Source organism: Microvirga tunisiensis (assembly GCF_009296175.1).
GTDB lineage: Bacteria > Pseudomonadota > Alphaproteobacteria > Rhizobiales > Beijerinckiaceae > Microvirga > Microvirga tunisiensis.
This window is the reverse complement of the sequence record NZ_VOSK01000687.1, coordinates 1-1,703: the sequence shown is the minus strand read 5'-3', so window position 1 is coordinate 1,703 and position 1,703 is coordinate 1. Positions and strand designations below refer to the sequence as shown.

Sequence of the window (1,703 nt, the reverse complement as noted above, 5' to 3'; positions counted from 1 at the left end):
GTCATCGGGGCAGTTTGGGGGACGGTGGGCCTTAGGCTGACCGGATGACGAGGTCGGCAAGGGGCGGAATTCTCGGCTGATCCCCATTCAGGCCGAGCCGGTCGCCAAGATAGTCGAAGAACGACAGCCCGAGTTTGCGGCAGGTCTTTGAGAGCCCCAGCATCACATCCCGGGCCACCCGGCCATCGGCACTCATCGTGCCACCGGAGATCTTGCGCTTGATCACCCAGGCGCGCAGGTCGTTCTCGGAGGCGTTGGTGTGCAGCGGGATCTCCGGCCGTTCGAGCACCCGCAGCAGTTCATCTTTCCGCCGGGCCAGACGGGCGAGCAGCTCATCAAGATCCTTGTAGCCCGTACGCAGGCCAAAGATCCGGTTGAACTGGCGCCGGAAGGACGCCTCAGCACCCGGTGTGGGGCTTTGCTTCCACAGCTTCAGACCGCGGTAAAAGCACCAGATGGTCTCACGGACCAATTCCACCGCCTGGGCCTGCTTGGGCGAGGCCGGCATCAGCTTCTGCAGGTGTCGCTCGGCATGGATCCAGCACAGAGCGTGCGTGGCCACCCGGAACTGACCGGCATCATCAGAGACCACGACCGTGTTGTCCATCAGCCCGTGATGCCGGATCGCACCCCAGGTGGCGGCTTCATCCAGTAGCCGGAGCAGAGGCCGGTCGAAGATGTTGATCGAACACTGCAACAGATGCTGCCACCACTCCATCTGCGAGCTGAACACTCTGCTCTGGAGCTTCGTCAATCGGGCGATCACGGCGGCCTCGACCGGCTGCCGGCGCAGATAGTTCAGGGCGGCCTCGTTGACGACGTAGTCCTCGCACCCACCCCGCAGCAGCGACAGGAAGTTCAGGCGCGATTTTGATCGGCTGGTGCGGAAGACGCAAAAGCGTTCACCGCCGATCTGGGTGGTCACAGCGGGACGGCGGGCATGCCGCGCACCCGTATCATCGACGGTGATGTACGGCGACGAGGTCAGGCCCGCCTGCAGGATCGCGCGGTCTTCCTGCGCGAACAGCTCCAGATCTGAGGTGAGCAGGCGCACGACTTCCCGCTTCGAGATCGACAGGCCAATGCCGTTCAGCAGATCGGTCAGGCGCTCGGTGGTCACCTGGCCTTGCGTGTGCAGGGCGAGGCAGAAGCGTTGTACGCCAGGCCCGAACCCGCCGGTGACGCCGAGCGGCAACGGGGCGATGATAGTCTGCCCCTCGGGCGTCACCCACCGTTCCCGTTTGTAGCGCACGACTTCGGCGGTCAGGATCAGATCCCGTCGCACCACCGTCTTGTAGCCTTTGAAGCGCGAGCCGGGCGGCACTTCGGCCTGGAGCGTCACCTCGCGCGTGACCCGATCCCGTTTGGCGCCACGGCCGGGGCGCCGGCCCGGACCCGTGGGTCGCGGCTGGGTGGCTTTCTCCATGCCGGAGGGTTTAAAGGGCGGGCGCGGCGGCAGGTTCTTGAGTCGGGCGATCTCATCCTTCAGGGCCTGGTTGTCGAGGCGCAGGTTGCTGTTGGCGAGGCGCAGCTGCTCGACCTCGTGCTCCAGTCGATCAATCTTGCCGGCCAGATCCGAGACCAGCTCGCGCAGGGCTGTCGAGGACAGCGGCTTGTTGGAACGATCAGGCGAGGTCATGCCGGGATTGAATCATGAATGCCCGAAGGGAGGAATCCCTCGCCCCCTAAAATGCCCCAGTTAC

At 64.7% G+C, this 1,703-nt stretch carries 1 protein-coding gene; it reads right to left on the bottom strand.

What is annotated here, in order from left to right:
• Nucleotides 1-31 precede the first annotated feature (31 nt).
• Nucleotides 32-1,639: an IS66 family transposase gene (locus FS320_RS42870; protein ID WP_152718583.1), complete on the bottom strand. Its 1,608-nt coding sequence runs from the start codon at nt 1,637-1,639 to the stop codon at nt 32-34.
• Nucleotides 1,640-1,703: the final 64 nt, after the last annotated feature.

Bases quoted from the DNA above. Each gene is read 5' to 3' on its own strand.
- FS320_RS42870 (WP_152718583.1), bottom strand. From the start codon at position 1,639: ATGACCTCGCCTGATCGTTCCAACAAGCCGCTGTCCTCGACAGCCCTG.